General features: G+C 66.6%; 21 protein-coding genes. 8 read left to right on the forward strand and 13 right to left on the reverse strand.

The annotated features are described in order from the left end of the window. Positions 1-36: 36 nt before the first annotated feature. The 5 genes from BHE97_RS07740 to BHE97_RS07760 all read right to left on the reverse strand — a co-directional run bounded on the left by BHE97_RS07740 (position 37) and on the right by BHE97_RS07760 (position 3,789). On the reverse strand, positions 37-501 hold the full coding sequence (locus tag BHE97_RS07740) for a hypothetical protein (protein WP_087623468.1): 465 nt from the start codon (positions 499-501) through the stop codon (positions 37-39). Between the two features lie 233 nt (positions 502-734). Continuing rightward, a complete protein-coding gene (locus BHE97_RS07745) occupies positions 735-1,838 on the reverse strand; it encodes a CU044_5270 family protein (protein ID WP_170931322.1) in 1,104 nt (367 codons plus the stop codon). Beyond that, entirely contained in the window at positions 1,822-2,337 is a 516-nt protein-coding gene (locus tag BHE97_RS07750) for a sigma-70 family RNA polymerase sigma factor (protein ID WP_087623470.1), read from the reverse strand. Before BHE97_RS07750 ends, BHE97_RS07745 begins: the two co-directional genes overlap by 17 nt. Before the next feature lie 91 nt (positions 2,338-2,428). Further along, positions 2,429-2,908 (reverse strand): peptidase inhibitor family I36 protein, encoded by a 480-nt coding sequence (locus BHE97_RS07755; RefSeq protein ID WP_170931323.1) that lies wholly within the window; start codon positions 2,906-2,908, stop codon positions 2,429-2,431. Between the two features lie 251 nt (positions 2,909-3,159). Further along, on the reverse strand, positions 3,160-3,789 hold the full coding sequence (locus tag BHE97_RS07760) for a TetR/AcrR family transcriptional regulator (protein ID WP_087623472.1): 630 nt from the start codon (positions 3,787-3,789) through the stop codon (positions 3,160-3,162). Positions 3,790-3,876: 87 nt separating this feature from the next. Here BHE97_RS07760 and BHE97_RS07765 point away from each other — a divergent pair, with 87 nt between their 5' ends. The 3 genes from BHE97_RS07765 (at position 3,877) to BHE97_RS07775 (ending at position 6,599) form a co-directional block, all read left to right on the forward strand. Then, a complete protein-coding gene (locus tag BHE97_RS07765; protein ID WP_087623473.1) occupies positions 3,877-4,683 on the forward strand; it encodes an acetoacetate decarboxylase family protein in 807 nt (268 codons plus the stop codon). 8 nt (positions 4,684-4,691) lie between these two features. Then, positions 4,692-5,570, forward strand: coding sequence for a hypothetical protein (locus tag BHE97_RS07770; RefSeq protein WP_087623474.1), 879 nt, complete (start codon positions 4,692-4,694; stop codon positions 5,568-5,570). 75 nt (positions 5,571-5,645) lie between these two features. Continuing rightward, positions 5,646-6,599: an alpha/beta hydrolase gene (locus tag BHE97_RS07775; protein WP_087623475.1), complete on the forward strand. Its 954-nt coding sequence runs from the start codon at positions 5,646-5,648 to the stop codon at positions 6,597-6,599. Positions 6,600-6,748: 149 nt separating this feature from the next. Here the strand turns inward: BHE97_RS07775 and BHE97_RS07780 are convergent, their stop codons facing one another. From BHE97_RS07780 to BHE97_RS20660, 7 genes are all read right to left on the reverse strand, one after another. Further along, on the reverse strand, positions 6,749-7,363 hold the full coding sequence (locus BHE97_RS07780) for a class I SAM-dependent methyltransferase (RefSeq protein WP_236757578.1): 615 nt from the start codon (positions 7,361-7,363) through the stop codon (positions 6,749-6,751). Then, a complete protein-coding gene (locus BHE97_RS07785) occupies positions 7,348-8,043 on the reverse strand; it encodes a hypothetical protein (protein ID WP_201791352.1) in 696 nt (231 codons plus the stop codon). Before BHE97_RS07785 ends, BHE97_RS07780 begins: the two co-directional genes overlap by 16 nt. A gap of 162 nt (positions 8,044-8,205) precedes the next feature. Continuing rightward, positions 8,206-9,120 (reverse strand): class I SAM-dependent methyltransferase, encoded by a 915-nt coding sequence (locus tag BHE97_RS07790; RefSeq protein WP_236757579.1) that lies wholly within the window; start codon positions 9,118-9,120, stop codon positions 8,206-8,208. Continuing rightward, a complete protein-coding gene (locus tag BHE97_RS20645; protein ID WP_343286116.1) occupies positions 9,107-9,457 on the reverse strand; it encodes a glycosyltransferase family 4 protein in 351 nt (116 codons plus the stop codon). Before BHE97_RS20645 ends, BHE97_RS07790 begins: the two co-directional genes overlap by 14 nt. Before the next feature lie 96 nt (positions 9,458-9,553). After that, positions 9,554-9,964 carry a glycosyltransferase family 4 protein gene (locus BHE97_RS20650; RefSeq protein ID WP_236757581.1) on the reverse strand — a complete coding sequence of 137 codons (411 nt, stop codon included), beginning with the start codon at positions 9,962-9,964 and terminating at the stop codon, positions 9,554-9,556. A gap of 21 nt (positions 9,965-9,985) precedes the next feature. Next, complete coding sequence (locus BHE97_RS20655; protein ID WP_236757592.1) at positions 9,986-10,171, reverse strand: hypothetical protein; 186 nt, start codon at positions 10,169-10,171, stop codon at positions 9,986-9,988. Continuing rightward, positions 10,107-10,373, reverse strand: coding sequence for a glycosyltransferase (locus tag BHE97_RS20660; protein ID WP_236757582.1), 267 nt, complete (start codon positions 10,371-10,373; stop codon positions 10,107-10,109). The genes BHE97_RS20655 and BHE97_RS20660 overlap by 65 nt, the downstream gene beginning before the upstream one ends. A gap of 425 nt (positions 10,374-10,798) precedes the next feature. Here BHE97_RS20660 and BHE97_RS07800 point away from each other — a divergent pair, with 425 nt between their 5' ends. From BHE97_RS07800 to BHE97_RS07820, 5 genes are all read left to right on the forward strand, one after another. Next, positions 10,799-11,971, forward strand: a complete 1,173-nt coding sequence (locus tag BHE97_RS07800) for an acyl-CoA dehydrogenase family protein (protein WP_087623476.1) — start codon at positions 10,799-10,801, stop codon at positions 11,969-11,971. A 9-nt stretch (positions 11,972-11,980) separates the two neighbouring features. Beyond that, entirely contained in the window at positions 11,981-13,096 is a 1,116-nt protein-coding gene (locus BHE97_RS07805) for an acyl-CoA dehydrogenase family protein (protein ID WP_087623477.1), read from the forward strand. 57 nt (positions 13,097-13,153) lie between these two features. Further along, positions 13,154-13,333, forward strand: coding sequence for a hypothetical protein (locus BHE97_RS07810; RefSeq protein WP_087623478.1), 180 nt, complete (start codon positions 13,154-13,156; stop codon positions 13,331-13,333). 98 nt (positions 13,334-13,431) lie between these two features. After that, positions 13,432-14,559, forward strand: a complete 1,128-nt coding sequence (locus BHE97_RS07815; RefSeq protein WP_087623479.1) for an NDMA-dependent alcohol dehydrogenase — start codon at positions 13,432-13,434, stop codon at positions 14,557-14,559. Positions 14,560-14,619: 60 nt separating this feature from the next. After that, positions 14,620-15,534 carry an acyl-CoA thioesterase domain-containing protein gene (locus BHE97_RS07820; RefSeq protein WP_236757583.1) on the forward strand — a complete coding sequence of 305 codons (915 nt, stop codon included), beginning with the start codon at positions 14,620-14,622 and terminating at the stop codon, positions 15,532-15,534. A gap of 40 nt (positions 15,535-15,574) precedes the next feature. Here BHE97_RS07820 and BHE97_RS07825 read toward each other — a convergent pair whose 3' ends face one another. Beyond that, positions 15,575-16,252, reverse strand: a complete 678-nt coding sequence (locus BHE97_RS07825; protein WP_087623481.1) for a TetR/AcrR family transcriptional regulator — start codon at positions 16,250-16,252, stop codon at positions 15,575-15,577. Positions 16,253-16,266: the final 14 nt, after the last annotated feature.

The following is a 16,266-nucleotide window of genomic DNA, read 5'->3' on the forward strand; positions in this document are numbered from 1 at the left end:
GGTCGAAGCGGTGCAGTCGTTCGGCGGCGAGGAGTCTTAGCCGCACATGATGGCGGCGATACTGCCGTAGATCACACCCTTGTGTTTTCCAGTCGTGGCGATGCACTTGCCGTTGGTGCTGTACTTGTAGACCGGCCCGGCGTAGTACGCGTAGTTGCCTGTGTCAGAAGTCGAGACGCCGGAGATCAGGCACCTATACGCGGGGCTTGTCTGAGTGCATTTTGAGAGCCACACCTCTGTCCAGGAACTGACGCCATAGGTTGTGCCGAGATGATTCATCTGCGGGCAGTTCGTTCCACCCGATCCGGATGAGTAGTAGGCAACCAACTCGCCGACGGAGGTCTTGTCGCGGTAACCAAGGCTTCCCGGGCAGGCCGCTGAGGCGGGCGTCGCCGTCGCAACAGTGGTGATCGCGAGTCCGGAGACCGTTAGCAGAAGCGACAGGACGTACCGCACGAGCCTGTTGCGCGTCTTCTCCCTGCTGTTCCTAGAGATGACCATAGTGCTCCTCGCTGCGCCCTGTACCTAGCCGGCTCGTGTGTTTTATTGCCCTTGCATGTGGGGCAACACCGCGCGGTTCCCTTGTCGAGCTGTTCCACAGAAACTGCATGAGTAACGGGAACTGCGAACGATGCGCCCTTAACTACTGATGTCACCAAGCCGCGCGAATCTAACGCGCATGCACCATGCCGTTCGTGGGTAGGTATCCCACTTGCCGAGGGAAGGCGATGTATCTACTGAGGCGCGCGATTGGAGGTGGCCGGGACTCGTCGAGCCTCTACCAGAGCGCTGAATGAGAGAACTGCCGGTGGTTCGAACTCGAAGGCTTCCGACGGTTCGATCAGTATTTCCTCGTCGCCAAGATAGAGGCCGGTCTCGGGGTCGAGGAAGATCAGTAGTTGCGTGGTTTGATCGAGCCCTGGCACGACGAACGCGTCCGCGGGCCGATTGAGTCGGTCGTTGACCTCTCCGAGGTAGGTGACCTCGGGCTCGCTCGCTAGCGTTCGCCAGAGTGCAGCGGCGAGTTCGGGTCGCACGACGTAACTGTGAAACAGATCAATGGTGTCGATGACCAGACAGGATGCGGGCGTGCCGGCGCAGGTCTCCGGGTCTTGCCTGGCGTCGAGTTGCTGCCGCAGTCGCTGAGGGTCGGTGGAGAGTTCGTCGGCGAAACCCGGGCCTGGGTCGTTGCTTTCGAAGGACTCGTTGACGGTCGTTGGCGCGCCCGGTTCGTCTGCTGGTTTCGTGACACGGCCGTGCTGGTCGAGATCTGAGCCGCGGCTTTCCACGATGTGCATGGTCCCGTCGGGAGCGAAGTTCGATTCGCGGGTGACCGAGACCAGTGAACTGTTGATGGATCCGTCTGCTTCGTGCTCGCTCGATGTGAACCATGCGTTGACCACGACTCGTTGGACAGGTTCTGGGGCAGGCGCGGGTTGTTGTTCCGCGACGGTCGCCAGCTGCTGCATTCGCTCTCGCGCGGGTTGCCAGTCAGGGGGCTGTCCGTTCGCGACATTGGGGAACGTGAGTAGGGGTGGTGTGGCGGCGACTGCGTGAGGAGTTGACCCTAGCCACCCGGGCCCCAAGATTGCTACGCCCAAGATGATCGCGACCGCCGCGCCGAGGAGGGCCAGGGCTCGACGTCGGTGCTTGTGCCCGGTCCTGGTCCTCAGGTACGGAGGTGCCATGGGAGCGCTCGACACGATCCGGGCCAAGTACTCTTCGGCCCGCGTGTCCTGGCCTGGAAGGGCCGTTAGGTCGCGTGGGGTTGCTCCCTCTTCGAGAAGTTGACGGCGGAGTTCGTCCGCGAACTCCTCTGGGTCAGTGTGATGAGTCACGGTTCACCTCCCGGTCGGCCCACAATGCTTTGGCGTTCTTGCGTGCTCGTTGCAGCCGCATGCTGACTGCGGCCGGCGTGCAGTCAAGGATGATGGCGATTTCGGCCACCTTGTATCCGTCGATCACCAGTTCCAGTACTTGCCGATCCGTGAGCGAGAGCGACCTGGTCCATTCCGGCCACTCGTCGAAGACGACCAGTTCGATCAGATCCTTCGTGCGTTCCGAAGGGAGTTTTCCGACTCTATCGATCGCTTGGCGATAGGCAACTTCTGCCCGCCACCGATTCCGTAGCAGACCCTCGAGCACCCGATACGCAAGGTTCTTTAGCTTCTTGTGCTCGAGGTCGTAGCGAGGCGACTGGACGTTCTTGTTCCAGATGACCTCGAGTGTCAACTGAGCCAAGTCCTCGGCTTCCGCCGAGTTCACTTGCCTCTGTGCGTAGCGCACCAAGTCGGGGAAGACGGACCGGAAGAAGTCATTGAAGTCCGGTACCTCCACGCCCGGCCCCCCTTCAGAAGACCTCCTTAGTCTAGGTCTGGCATCGAGAGTGCTGCGCGCAGGGCTGCGCGGCGACGTGAGATCGGCGGGTCTAGCAGCTGGACGTGCTGGAGAGCTTCACCTTGCTCGGGTTGTAGTACGCCGAGGCGATCGTCGGGCGGTCCTGGCCGGGGGAGAAACAGACTGAAGCCGAGCCGCTGCTGTTGTACAGGCGAGCTCCCTGCGAGCGATTGTTCGAGTACGACCGGGCATTCCAGCTCAGGTTCTTGGTGACGCCGCTTCCGGACGTTGAGTAGAAACTCCCCGTGTAGTTCGACAACGCCCAACCGCAGAACTTCCCTGACCCACACTGCGAGAGCGAGTACACGCCCATTTCGACCGCGACGAACACATCACCGTCGGCATAGTGAATCTCGTTCCCAACGATGATCCCGCCCGGATGCCGTTGGAGTTCCTGCACGAGGATACGACCGATCTCATCAGACCCCACTTCCTCATTCGAGTTCGCTGACGCGGGTCCCGCGCCCAGTATCCCGATGAGCGCACACGCCGCCAGCACACTGATCTTCACAGTCCTTGTCCACCTCATACTCACTGCTGTTAGCCAATCGGCGGGATCTAACGCCGGACGTGGATCGAGTCCAAGACGCGGTCCGGTTGACGACGAGAGCGAGATCATCAAGGCGTCAGACCGTTGGAGATGGGCATGTCTTCAGATCCGCGCCTGTGCATCGTCAGGAGCCATCCGCACTACGCAGATTGTAGGAGCCTCTGGCTCCCGGGATGGCAGCGCCTGGCCTCGGCACTGATCCTGTGCACGGGTCAGGGAGCAGGCGTCAGTGACGCGGCGAGGATCCGCTGCACCTCGACGAGGGTCGCCTCCAGGTCGATCGGAGCGACCAGCGACTGCATCGCGATGCCGCGGAGCATGCCGATGAGCATGGTGGCGACGCCGTCGGCGTCCACCTCGGTGTCGATCAGGCCGCGGGCGCGGGCGTCGTGGACGCCTTGGACGATCTTCTCACGAAAGGCCTGGTCGGCCTCCACCACGATCGGTCGCAGCTCACTGGAGGGTCGCGCGACCGCGTCGGCCCAGAGCATGAGTCGGGCACGGTATATCGGCGTGAAGTCACCCAGCATCTCGAAATAGGCCCCGACCAGACGGTCCAGCCTGACCAGCGGGTCAGCATCGCCGAGAGTGGTGTCGAGTCGCTCCTGGAACCACTCGGTGACCGACTCCGAGAGCCGGCGCATCAGCATCGCCTTGGTCCCGAAGTGGTGCGATGCGAGTCCTCGGCTGTAGCCGGCGCGCTCGCCGACCGCCGCCAGTGTCATCGCCGCCGGGCCCACCTCGGCGGTCAGCTCGGCCGCCGCCCGGAGCAGACGCCGCTCAGCTGTCTCGCGACGCTCGACCTGCGTGCGCCGAGGTGCCGTCCCGGCCGTCGAGGTCATGGGTGGAGGGTATCGGCGGCGGATCAGCCGGCTGGACCCGGGCCCGTGCTAACTTGCTGGTCAGCCAACTAGTAAAGAGGAGATCGCATGCCCCCGATCACCCGCCAGGAGTTCGATCTGTTCCTCGAGGACCTGACCTTCCGCGAGGTCACGATCCCCTCGACCGGGGAGATCGTAGAGATGCCCCTGACCAGCCGAGAGAACACCTCCATGACGGCCATTCACACCGTCTCGCGCGAGCGCGTGCTGGACCTGCTGCCCCGGCCCGACCTGGTGCCCGCCGAACTGCCCGAAGGCCGCAGCATCGCCACGGTCACGGCCATCGAGTACGCGAACCGGAACATGGATCCGTACAACGAGATCATCGTCGGCATCCCCGTCGCGCTCGGCGTGGGCGCCGCGGCTCCGACCGTCGAGTCCCTCCTGGAGCCGAAGCTGGGCGGGGCGGTGCTGTTCCTGCGTCACCTCATCGTGGACACCCGGCTCTCCGAGATCCTGGGCAACGAGATCCTGGGCTACAACAAGTTCATCAGTGACATCGAGTTCACCGAGACCGACACCAGCCGCAGCGTCCGGGTCAGCGAGGGTGGGCAGGACTTGTTCACCCTGACCGTGCAGGTGCCAGCGGAGGTCGATCACCACGACTACGACAGCGACCACAACACCGTCGCCACGCTCAAGAACGGCAAGATCAACCTGCTCACCTATCCCGTGGCGGTCGAGGTCCCACAGCCGCAGCCCACGCAGGCCCGGCTCGCCCTCGGCGACCACCCCTTGGGCAGGATCCTGGCGGACCTGGAGTTCTCCGAGGAACCACTGCTCATCCGGTTCTCGCGCGACTGGCGCCTGTACAGCGACGAGCGCAACCTGCGCACCGTCGACGTCGTCGGCTGACTACCGCCGTGCACACCACCACGCACATCGCGCCCCACGAGCTGGACAACACCGACGACCCGGCGTTCGCCGACCCGTTCTTCGCGCGGCAACGCCAGCGCCCGGCCACCTACCGTCTCACCGACGAGATCGAACGCGAGTACCTGTTCCCCACCTTCTACGGTGACGTCACCACGGCAGCGGCCGTCTTCGGTGCGGACCTGACCGCGGCACGCTCCCTGGTTCGCGACCGGCTCGGTCCAGGCGTCCGGCCCGTGTGCCTGGACCGTCGCCGGGCGGCCGTCGCCGTCGCGGCCTACGACTACCGGTCGGTACGTCAGATCCCGCCGTATCACGAGATGGCGGTGGTGATCCCCGTACAGGTCGGCGGACGCTGGCACCCGCCGTTGCTGCCACTGCTGCTGCAGCGACGCTTCGGCTCCTTCGGTCACCTCGTCGTCGACATGCCCGTCACTTCCAGGGAGAACCAGCTCCGGGGCAACCGGATCTGGAACCTGCCCAAGACGACGCGGCGCGTCGACATCGCGCAGGACGCGGACGCCCTGGTCGCCACGGCCTTCGGCGAGGACGGCGCCCCATACCTACAGCTGCGCGTCCCGACCCGGACCGGTACCACGGCACACAGCGAGTCGTCGGTCTGGATCTACTCACGCCTCGACGGGGCTCTGGTGCGCAGCCGATCACGTCTGTCCGGCGACCTCGCCAAGCACACCAGCCTGCGACCACCTAGGGCAGGACGGCAGACTGCCTCTGCCGCGATCGGCGACGGGGCCGAGGCGGCGACGCTGCGCACGCTCGGGATCGACGGTCCACCGCTGCACTGGTACCACGGCAGTGGCCTGTCGAGTTCCTTCGACCTGCCCACCTCGTCGCCGAGCCGCTCCTGAACCCACCCACCGACAACCAACGACGTAGACGTCGAGCGACGCGATCACCTCTCCTGCACCGTGCGGAAGGAACCGATGACCACTCAACCCCTGCCGGTGCGGACCCGGCTCTTCGCCATGCTGCTGAAGGCCGTCGCCGAGGAACAGACCGACGCGGCCCAGCTGCTCGCCCTACGTCGCAAACGCCAGCGACTGCTCTCGACGCGCCTCGGCCGGGCGATCGTGGGAACCGACGCACCCGGGGTCCGGGTCCGCGAGCTCACCATCGGCGGCGACTCTGAGACCAGGTTGCGAGTGCACTCTCCGGAGTTCGCCGGTGGCTCGCTGCCCATCGTGGTCAATTACCACGGAGGCGGCTGGTGCATCGGATCACCCGAGCAGTCCCGTTGGCTCGCCAGCCGGGTCGCCGGTCAGGTCGGGGCCGTCGTGGTCTCGCCGACCTACCGACTCGGCCCGGAACACCCCTATCCGGCGGCGACCGAGGACGCCTGGGCCGCCCTGCAGTGGGTCCACGAACACGCCGCCGACCTCGGAGGCGATCGAGGGCGGATCGCCGTGATGGGCGACAGCGCCGGAGGCAACCTGGCCGCCGTCACCGCGCTCATGGCCCGTGACACCGGAACACCGGACCTCAGCGCCCAGGTGCTCATCTATCCGGTGGTGGAGGTCCACGAGCGCTGGCCCTCTGAGGACGCCAACGCCCTGGCACCCCTGCTGACCTCGTCGCTGATGCGCACCTTCACCCGCACCTATCTGGCCGATGCCGCGGACACACAGGACTGGCAGGCCTCTCCGATCAGGGCCACCTCGCACACGGGCCTGCCCCCGACGCTGATCCTGACCGCCGGGCACGACCCCCTGCGTGACCACGGGACGCGGTACGCCGAAACGCTGAGGGCCGCCGGCGTCGCGGCCGAGCTGTGCGACTTCCCCGACGCGATCCACGGATTCACAGCCCTTCCCGGTGCCGCCCCCGCCGCGGAGACCGCCTTGGACGAGATCGTGGCCTTCCTGCGTCGATCGATCTGACCTCGCCTCCGCACCGAGACCCGTTCATCCCGAGCGGGCGCAGCCGACAAGCCCGGCAGCTTCCTCACCCGGCCGGGCTGCCGCGGTTCGCCAGAGCCGTGATCAGCTGTCCGGCGGCGCCACCCGTCGCAGGACCCGCAGGGATCCGGTCACCGCGTGCTCGACGAACTCCCCACCGGCCAGCGCCTCACGATAGATGCGGTGGGGGGGGGGGGCTGGCCGCCGTCGGCGGGATCGTCGAAGACGTCGTGGATCACCAGGGCACCTGCGACCCGTATCCAGGGCGCCCAGCCGAGCAGGTCGTTGCGGGCGTGCTCGTCGGTGTGACCGCCGTCGACGAAGACCAGGTCGAGCGGTGTGCGCCACCATCGGGCGACGTCGGCCGAGCGGCCGACCACGGGCGTCACGACGTCCTCCACACCGGCGGCGGCGAGCGTGCTCCGCAGCCACGGGAGGGTGTCGATCCGCCCGTCCTCGCCCACGAGCTCGGCGTCGTGGTACTCCCAGCCCGCCTGATGCTCCTCGGACCCACGGTGATGGTCCAGCGTGACGATCGTGGCCCTCCGCACCCGGGCGGCATAGCCGAGGTAGACCGTCGACTTGCCGCAGTACGAACCGATCTCCACGCCCAGACCGCCGTCGGTGAGGTGCTCCAGGCCTGCCCGGTGCAGGGCCAGGCCCTTTTCGGTCGGCATGAACCCCTTGACGCCCTCAGCGACGCGACGCAGCTCGTCGGGCAGGGCAGTGCTCATCCGGTCGGGCATGTGCAGGACTCCTTCAGGTCGCAGGCCGGCAGGCCCTCGCCCCGGAACAGCCCGGCGTCCGCGGTGGTGGCCGACAGGGCGTCGACGGCCAGCAGGACCGTGGCTGCGGTCCAGGTGGACTGCTCGACGGGCCACCGTTTGCCGTCGCGGTAGACCAAGCCGGTCCAGTAGGACCCGTCGTCGTCGCGCAGGTGCTGCATCGAGCCAAGCATGCTTCGCGCCTGCTCCGAGCATCCGATCACGTCCAGGGCCAGCACCAGCTCACACGTCTCGGCGCCGGTGACCCACGGATGGTCGTGGACGCACCGCACACCCAGGCCGTCGCAGACGAACTGCTCCCACCTGGCGTCGAGGCGCCCGGCGGCGACCTGTCGGGGCAGGATGCCGCCCAGCACCGGGTAGTACCAGTCCATCGCGTGCCGGTCCTTGGGCGTGTACAGCTCCGGGTGGTGATCGAGCGCGTGTCGCAGCGACGACGCCGCGAGCTCCCAGTCCGGGACCGGGGCCGCGCACGCCTCGGCGAGGGCGGCGGCGTTGCGCAGGCTGAGGTAGGTGCTGGCGTCCCCGGTGACCAGCGACTCCTCGGCGGGCCGGCCCGCCGGGTCCTTGGCCCAGTGGAACGCACCCTCGGGGCCTGCATGGTCAGGACGGCCTCGATCGCCGAGCGGACCGTCGGCCACATGTGGGACAGGAAGCCGTCGTCGCCCGTGACGATCCAGTGGTGCCGCACCCCGGTGGCCACGTAGGCACAGAAGTTGGCGCTCGTGGTGGGGTCCTGCTCAGTGTCGCCGTGGTAGCGAGCCGCCCAGGTGCCGTCGGGGCGCTGGGCCCTGCGCAGCCACTCATAGGCTCGCTCGGCCTCCTGCACGCGTCCGGCAGCAGTCAGGCCCATCGCCGCCTGGACATGGTCCCACGGATCGGCGTGCCCACCGTCGAACCACGGGACCTGGCCAGAGGGCTTCTGAAGTGAGGCGATCCAATCGGCCGTCCGCTCGCATTCGGCCTCGGTCAGCACGCCGGGCAGCGACAGTCGCGGCATCGGGATCACTCCGGCTTGCGGAAGTAGAGGGCGACGCTCTTGCCGATGACCGGGTCGAGCAGTGCCTCGGCGAAACGGTGATCTCGGGTGCCTTCATCATGTCCCACACCAGCAGCCGGTGGTAGCCACGGACCAGGGGGTGCTGGTCACGCTGGACGCCGACCGCGCACTTGATCCACCAGTACGGCGAGTGCAGGGCGTGGGCATGGTGGCTGCCGGTCGACGTCAGGCCCGTCACGGTGATCTTCTCGCGCAGCTCGTCGGCCCGGTAGATGCGCACGTGGCCGCCCTCGTTGGCGTGGTACTCATCGGACAACGCCCAGCAGATGCGTTCGGGCAGCCAGCACGGGACCGTGACGGCCAGGAGTCCACCGGGTCGGAGCACCCGCACGAGCTCGGTGATCGCCCGGTCGTCCTCGGGTACGTGCTCGAGGATCTCCGAGGCGAGCACCACGTCGAACGTCGCGTCTTCGTAGGGCATCTGCAGGACGTCGCCGGCCTCGACCACGCCCGTGGCCTCGGGCGGGAGCTCGACATCGGCACGCAACGCGCCGAACATCTCTTCCACGCCCTTGAGCTCCACCTCGTCGAGGTCGAAGGCTGCGACCTGGGCACCGCGCCGCAGGGCCTCGTAGGAGTGCCGGCCGGCTCCCGCGCCGACCTCGATGAAGCGCGTCACGGGGCCGACCCCCAGCCGATCGAAGTCAACGGTGAGCACGGCGGCTTCCTCTCTGGTTCGATGCGTGGTGCGTGGCGATGGCGGACTCATAGGCCTCGACCGTTGCCCTGGCAACGGCGGTCCAGCTGAAGCTCTCCATCGCCCGCTCCCGCGCAGCACGGCCCATCGTCTCTCGCATGTGCGGGTCATTGAGCAGAGCGCCGACGGTGGTGACCAGGGCCTCGACGTCCCCTGGCGGCACCAGGAGCCCGGCCTCGCCGCCGGTCCCCACCACCTCGGGCAGGGCCCCGGCATCGCTGGCGACCACAGGCGTCCCGCACGCCATCGCCTCCACCGTCGGCAGGGAGAACCCCTCGTAGAGCGAGGGCACCACCATGACCTCGGCCGAGGCAAGAACGTCCGCGAGCCGGCAACGCTGATGCTGGTCAGCGCGCGGACATGATCGCCCAGGCCCAGCGCGGCGATCAGGCGCTCACTGGGACCGCCGGGCTCCAGCGAGCAGACCAGGTCGAGCGTCACGTCGCGCTTGGTACGCAGCTTCGCGACGGTCTCCAGCAGGTGCGGGACGCCCTTGAGGGGGCTTGTCCGCGCTGGCGACCGTCACGACCCGGCCCGGCCGACGTTCGCGAGCCGGGGCGACCAGCTCGGTGTCGACCCCGAGCGGGATCACCTGCACCCGGCCACGGTCGAGTCCGAAGTCATCGGCGGTGTCGTCGTCAGCCGATACTCCGGAGACCCCCACGATCGTGTCGAGCTGCCGGGCCACGCGACCCTGCATGCGTACGAACCCGTACCAGCGGGCCACCGACAGTTTGCGCCAGCCTCGGGCGGCATCGATCTCGACCCTGCGGTCACGGGTGATCGGGTGGTGAATGGTGGTCACCAGTGGAAGGCGGCGCGCGATCTAGAGCATCCCGTAGCCCAGGCACTGGTTGTCGTGGACGACGTCGAAGTCGCTCGCCCGGTCCTTGAGCAGTCCCGCGACCCGCAGGCTGAACGTCAGTGGCTCGGCGAAGACACCCGTGCTAATCAGCAGATATTCGAGCAGATGGTATGGGTCCCCGAGCTCGCCGAGACGTGGTGTGCGCACGGATTCCGCCTCGGCGAACAGATCCAGGCTGGGGTACCTTCGTCACGCGCACCCGAGGATCGATGGCGTGCGGGTAGGGCTGGCCGGAGAAGACCTCGACCTCATGCCCCAGCTCGACCAGGGAGCCCGCCAACTGGCGAACGTAGACACTCTGCCCGCCGCTGTGCTCCTTCGTGCGGTAGGACAGCAAAGCGATACGCACCCCACACCCTCCTGTCGGACCATGACGACGCTCTCACACCTCGGCGACCGGCATAGCCGGACGCGCCGCCAGCACGAGTCGGCGGCGGAGCGCGAGCTCGCGGCCGGCTTTGCGGACCGCGATCGCTGCGATCGTACCTGCATCCGGGCACACGGCAACGACTGGGCGCAATGGAACTGGTCTGCCGACTGGGGTTGCTGCGCAATGCCAGATGCGCGGCGGTCTTCGGCGGATGACTCGCCGTCTCCGGGATTTCCATCAAGACTCGGCGAAGCTGCCGTGGCCATCGCGGCTACGGCGGGACGCCGAAATGCCACTCTCTTGACATCATCCTCGGCACAATCGAAGATAGAACTAGAATTTTCTTCTAGAAATACATGTGGACGTCGTGCCGTTGGCCGACGACGAGCCGAGGGACGATATCCGTGCGACTGCAACTGACCGACGAACAAGAGGCCTTCCGAGACAGGATGCGCTCCTTCTTCTCCATCGCCGTTCCCCAGGAGATCCGCGACAAGGTCGCTGCCGGTGCCGAACTCTCCCGGGAGGAGATCGTCAGCAGCCAGCAGATACTCAACGCCCACGGACTCGCGGTACCACAGTGGCCCGTCGCGTGGGGTGGGCAGGACTGGACGCCAGTCGAGCGCCACCTCTGGACCGATGAGCTCCAGCGATCCGCCACCCCGATGCCATTGGTCTTCAACACCAGCCTGGTCGGACCCGTCATCGCTGAGTTCGGGACCGAGGAACAGAAGCAGCGCTTCCTGCCCGCAACCGCCAACCTGGACATCTGGTGGTGCCAGGGATTCTCCGAGCCCGAGGCCGGATCGGACCTGGCTTCGTTGCGAACCCGTGCGGTCCGCGAAGATGACCACTACATCGTCAACGGGCAGAAGACCTGGACGACATACGCCCACTATGCCGACTGGATGTTCGCGCTGGTGCGCACCGACCCGGACGCCCCGCGCAAGCAGCAGGGCATCTCGTTCCTGCTGATCGACATGACCAGTCCGGGAGTGACTGTGAGGCCGATCGAGTTGCTGGACGGCGCCAAGGAGGTCAACGAGGTCTTCCTCGACGACGTCCGGGTGCCGGCGGAGAACCTGATCGGCGAGGATAACCAAGGCTGGGCCTGCGCCAAGTTCCTGCTCGGCAATGAGCGCGGTGGCTTCGCCATGTCCCAGGTCGTTCGCCGTCGCCTCGCCCAGGCGAAGCAGGCCGCCGCCGAGATCCCCTGCGGCGGCGGCAATCTGCTGGACGACCAGCTCTTCCGGGCCCGCATCGCCGAGCTGGAGACGACCGCCCAGGCCCTGGAGGTGACCGGCCTTCGCGTCGTTGCCGGATCGCAGAGCGGTCGGCCCAATCCGATCTCGTCATTGTTGAAGCTGCGCGGTAGCCAACTCCACCAGGACACCACCCAACTTCTGCTCGACGTCGCCGGACCGGACGCACGACTGTTCGAGCCCGGGAGTACCTCTGCGCCCGACTGGGCCCCGCGCACCGCGCGAACCTACCTGAACAACCGCAAGTCGACGATCTACGGCGGCTCAAGCGAAGTTCAGCGCTCGATCATCGCCTCTTCGATCCTGGGACTGTGAGGACACGCCATGGACTTCGACCTCTCCCCTGAACAGTTGGCCCTCCGGGCCACGGTCAGAGACCTGTTCGCCGACCACTACGACAGCATCGAGCAACGCAATGCCGTCTCCTCCACCGACTTGGGATGGAGCGAGAGCCTCTGGCGTCAAGCCGCCACGATGGGCCTGCTCGGCCTGCCGTTCGATGAGGAGTACGGGGGCATGGGAGCTGGGCCGGTGGAAATCTCGGTTGCCATGGAGGAGGCCGGCCGTGTTCTCGCCCCGGAGCCCTTCGTTGAAGCGGTCTACCTCCCCGGCATGCTGATCTCGCGTGCCGCCAACCCCGAGCAACGCAAGCGCATGATCGCCCCGTTGGTAGCCGGCGACACCCGCGCCGCGTTCGCCCACGACGAGCCCGGATCACGCTGGCCGACCAACCGGGTCCAGACCCAGGCGAAACAAGACGGGGACCAAGTGCTTCTGACCGGCCGGAAGCGCCCGGTCGCCGCTGCCGACAGCGCCGACCTGCTCATCGTCTCAGCACTGACGACCGAGGGCACTACCGGACTGTATGCCGTGGATGCCGGCAGCGCAGGGCTGCAACGCCATGTCTACCGCACCCACGACGAACGGCGAGGCGCCGAACTGGTGTTTGACCAGGTCCCGGCCGAGCCGTTGGCGGAGCGAGCCGAGGTCACGGCGTTGGTCACCGAAGGGTACATCTGTGCCCAGACAGCGCAGTGCGCCGAGGCCGTGGGAGCCATGCGAGCGGTACTGCAACTGACCGTCGACTACCTGAAGGCCCGACAGCAGTTCGGAGTCCCCCTGTCGACCTTCCAGGCCCTGACCCATCGGGCCGCGGACATGTATGAGGCCGTGGAGCTGGCCAACAGCCTCACCCTCCAGGCGACCGCGGCGCTCGCCGACGGGATCGTGGACCCGGTATTGGCATCCCGTGCGAAACTGCAGGTCGGCCGTGCTTCGGTCTTCGTCGGTGAGCAGGCCGTCCAGATGCACGGTGGGATCGGCATCACCCGCGAGTACCCGGCCAGTCACTTCCTGAGCCGCCTCACCGCAATCAGCCGAACCTTCGGTTCGACTGACGACCACCTGCGCCACCTCGCGAGCCTGGTCGGCACGGACTGAACGCCCTCACGATCCGACAACACACCAAAGCTCACCACAGGCGACGGAAGGGACGTCATGCGTTATCAGATCGAATGCCCGTGCGGGCAGACCATCGTCGCCGCGGACGCGGTGTTCGTCGACCTCGTCAATGAGCATCTGGCCGCTGCCCACGACGGCCGCACTTACACCGAGGAACAGATCATGTTCCTCGCCTCACCCGCTCCCGACGGCGCACGCGGCTCCGACCCGCCGTGAGCTTTGAAAGCAGTCCTTGACAAGTCTGATCAATTTCAGAATATAATTCTGAAATTGTCGTTCTCAGGTAGCCCTGTCCGCCCGAAGGAAGAAGCCCCATGTCCGTGACCACGAGAGCCAGTCTGCTTCGCCATGCACCAAGCAAGTATGAGCTGGCCACCGTCGAGCTCGATGAGCCGCGCAAGGACGAGATCCTGGTCAAGATGGCGGCCTCTGGCCTTTGTCATTCCGACGACCACCTTGCCACCGGGGACCTCCCCGCCGGGGTCTACCCCTTGGCCGGCGGGCACGAGGGGGCTGGCGTCGTCGTCGAGGTCGGGCCGCACACGGGGAGCTTTGAGGCAGGTGACCACGTCGTCTTCTCCTTCCTCGCCTCCTGTGGTCGATGCGAGTTCTGCGCCCGCGGCTTGGGAAACCTCTGCGATCGAGGGGCCGACGTGCTCATGGGGGCCCGCCCCGGCCAGCCCGGTTCCTACCGCATGTCCGAGAACGGCACTGCGGTCGGTCAGGCCATGGGCATCTCGACGCTGAGCGAGTACACCACTGTCTCTGTGGACTCCGCGGTCAAGATCGACTCGACGATCCCCCTCGAGGCTGCCGCACTGCTGGGCTGCGCAGTTCCGACCGGTTGGGGATCGGCGGTCAACTCCGCCGACATCACCCCCGGAGGAGTCGTGATCGTCATGGGCGTGGGTGGAATCGGCGCCGTGGCACTCCAGGGGGCGGTGCACGCTGGTGCACGCACGGTCATCGCCGTCGACCCGGTGGCCTTCAAGCGTGAGGTCGCGCCCGCCTTCGGCGCCACCCACGCCTTCGCCACGATCGAAGAGGCCACCGAATGCGCCAAGTCGCTCACCAACGGGCAAGGTGCCGACGCCACGATTGTCACCGTGGGAGTCGTCAAGGGTGACCACATCGCCCAGGCCCTGGCCTCGGTGCGCAAGGCGGGCACCGTGGTGGTCACGGCACTTGGTCCGTTCTTCGACGTCGGTGCACCGATCATGCTCAGCGAGCTCACGCTCTACCAGAAGCGCATCCAGGGCAGCCTCTTCGGCCAAGCCAATGCTCGCTTCGACATCCCCCAGCTCCTCCGGATGTACCAGGACGGCGTGCTCAAGCTCGATGAGCTCATCACCCGCCGCTACCGCCTGGAGGAAGTTGCCCAAGCCTACGAAGACATGCACGCCGGGACCAACATCCGCGGCCTGGTCGTCTTCGACGATTGATCACCTCGACGGTCGGGCGACTTGGCCGACCTCATCACTCGAATCGCACTGGAGGCCGTCGTGACCGAGCGCGGTGTCAGCACCTTCGATCGCACCGGGCATCGCCCCCTGCCCATGGAGTCCTTGTTGGACACCGTTGGGCAGCTGGCTCCCGGGCTCTTCGAGGCCGGGCCGAGAGCCGCGGTCCGTGAGCACGCCTTCGGAGGCGGCACCGCGGCCCAGGCGCTCTGGGCGGCAACCCAGACAGTCGAGCAGGACCGCGAGGTCCACGCAGTCCACTGTCGATTCCTGCGCCACGGTGACACCACCGCGCCCACGCAGATCGAGGTGACACCGACCCAGGATGGCCGCAGGTACACTGCCCGCTCGGTCGTGGCCGAGCAGCACGGTCGAAAGATCTTGACCATGGACGCCGCCTTCCACCTGCCCGAGAGCGGCTGGCAACATCAGGTCCCCACGGCGGACGCCCCCGACGCTGAGGATGTTCCGGCGCTCGAGGACCGCTTGCTCACCCTCTCCGATGCGGGGCAGCGGTGGCTGGATCACCTCAGGAACAGCCATCCCTTCGAGTTCCGCTTTGTCGACACCCTGCACCCGATTCTCTCAGGTGAATGCACCTACCCACCCCGTCTTCGAGCTTGGCTGCGCTCACGCGACCCGTTGCCGAGCGATCGCTTCGCCCAAGCCTGTGCGATGGTCTACGTCTCGGACCTGTTCCTTCTCTCAACCGCGATGATGCCGCACGTGCCTGTGGCCAGCCGTGACAACGTGGCCCGCGCCAGTCTGGACCACGCCGTGTGGCTGCATCGCACACCTGACCTGGACGACTGGCATCTGTTCGACATGGAGAGCACCTGGGCAGGGCACGGCCGCGCGCTGTGCGGGAGCCGAATCTTCGACCGCGATGGCCGAATCGTTGCGACCGTCCAACAGGAGGTCATGCTCCGTCAGCCGTCAGAGCCAGCAACGGACTGACCCCGGCCGGGATGGGCGGGGTTATGCAAATCGATGACGTTCAGGACTTTCCCAGGACCTCGGAGACGACCTCAGCCTTGACCAGGTGGGTGATGATCGAGACGGCAGCGTCGGTCAGCTGCTCGGCCTCACCTAAATCGGCACTGCCCATGATCTCCTGACCCGCCTCACCGATGATGGTCGTCAGAATCGCGACGGTGAGCCGACCCGCTGGCTGGTCCGGCGAATGCAGCAGCAAGGTGTTCTGCTTGAGCCATCTGTAGCGACGCTGACGTCGCATCGCATCGAAACCCGACGGCCCGTCACGGTCGTAGAACAACCGGCCGATAGATCGAGTCTCCCACGCACCCTCCAGGTATCCGCGGGCTCCCGCCGCGAACAACGTCATCGAGTCAGACTCCCCAGCGCGACGCGCAACGGCGACGGCCTCGGCCGCTCGCTCCTCCTGGGAGCTCATCCACTGGTCCCACAGCGCCATGTACAGGCCGGTCTTGTCCCCGAAGTGGTGGTAGAGGCTGCCCACGCTGGAGTTAGCGCGCTCGACGACCTCGGCAACGCTGGCCTTGGCGTAACCGTGCTCGATGAAGACCTCTCGTGCCGCATCCAGCAACATGCGCTGGGTATCGGCAGTACGGCTCCACCTCCACGAGGAACGGTTCTGCTCCAATTCAACCGTCGCGTCAGACTCCTGACCGGTCTCGGACTGCCCGGTGGACATCAGGTGCGCTCGCC

Source organism: Aeromicrobium sp. PE09-221, assembly GCF_002174305.1.
Lineage (GTDB): Bacteria > Actinomycetota > Actinomycetes > Propionibacteriales > Nocardioidaceae > Aeromicrobium.

What these genes read in the sequence shown, in the direction of transcription:
- BHE97_RS07740 (WP_087623468.1), bottom strand. Translation starts at nt 501, where the DNA reads ATGGTCATCTCTAGGAACAGCAGGGAGAAGACGCGCAACAGGCTCGTG.
- BHE97_RS07760 (WP_087623472.1), bottom strand. Translation starts at nt 3,789, where the DNA reads ATGACCTCGACGGCCGGGACGGCACCTCGGCGCACGCAGGTCGAGCGT.
- BHE97_RS07765 (WP_087623473.1), top strand. Translation starts at nt 3,877, where the DNA reads ATGCCCCCGATCACCCGCCAGGAGTTCGATCTGTTCCTCGAGGACCTG.
- BHE97_RS07775 (WP_087623475.1), top strand. Translation starts at nt 5,646, where the DNA reads ATGACCACTCAACCCCTGCCGGTGCGGACCCGGCTCTTCGCCATGCTG.
- BHE97_RS07780 (WP_236757578.1), bottom strand. Translation starts at nt 7,363, where the DNA reads ATGCCCGACCGGATGAGCACTGCCCTGCCCGACGAGCTGCGTCGCGTC.
- BHE97_RS20645 (WP_343286116.1), bottom strand. Translation starts at nt 9,457, where the DNA reads ATGGTGGTGCCCTCGCTCTACGAGGGGTTCTCCCTGCCGACGGTGGAG.
- BHE97_RS07805 (WP_087623477.1), top strand. Translation starts at nt 11,981, where the DNA reads ATGGACTTCGACCTCTCCCCTGAACAGTTGGCCCTCCGGGCCACGGTC.
- BHE97_RS07810 (WP_087623478.1), top strand. Translation starts at nt 13,154, where the DNA reads ATGCGTTATCAGATCGAATGCCCGTGCGGGCAGACCATCGTCGCCGCG.
- BHE97_RS07815 (WP_087623479.1), top strand. Translation starts at nt 13,432, where the DNA reads ATGTCCGTGACCACGAGAGCCAGTCTGCTTCGCCATGCACCAAGCAAG.
- BHE97_RS07825 (WP_087623481.1), bottom strand. Translation starts at nt 16,252, where the DNA reads ATGTCCACCGGGCAGTCCGAGACCGGTCAGGAGTCTGACGCGACGGTT.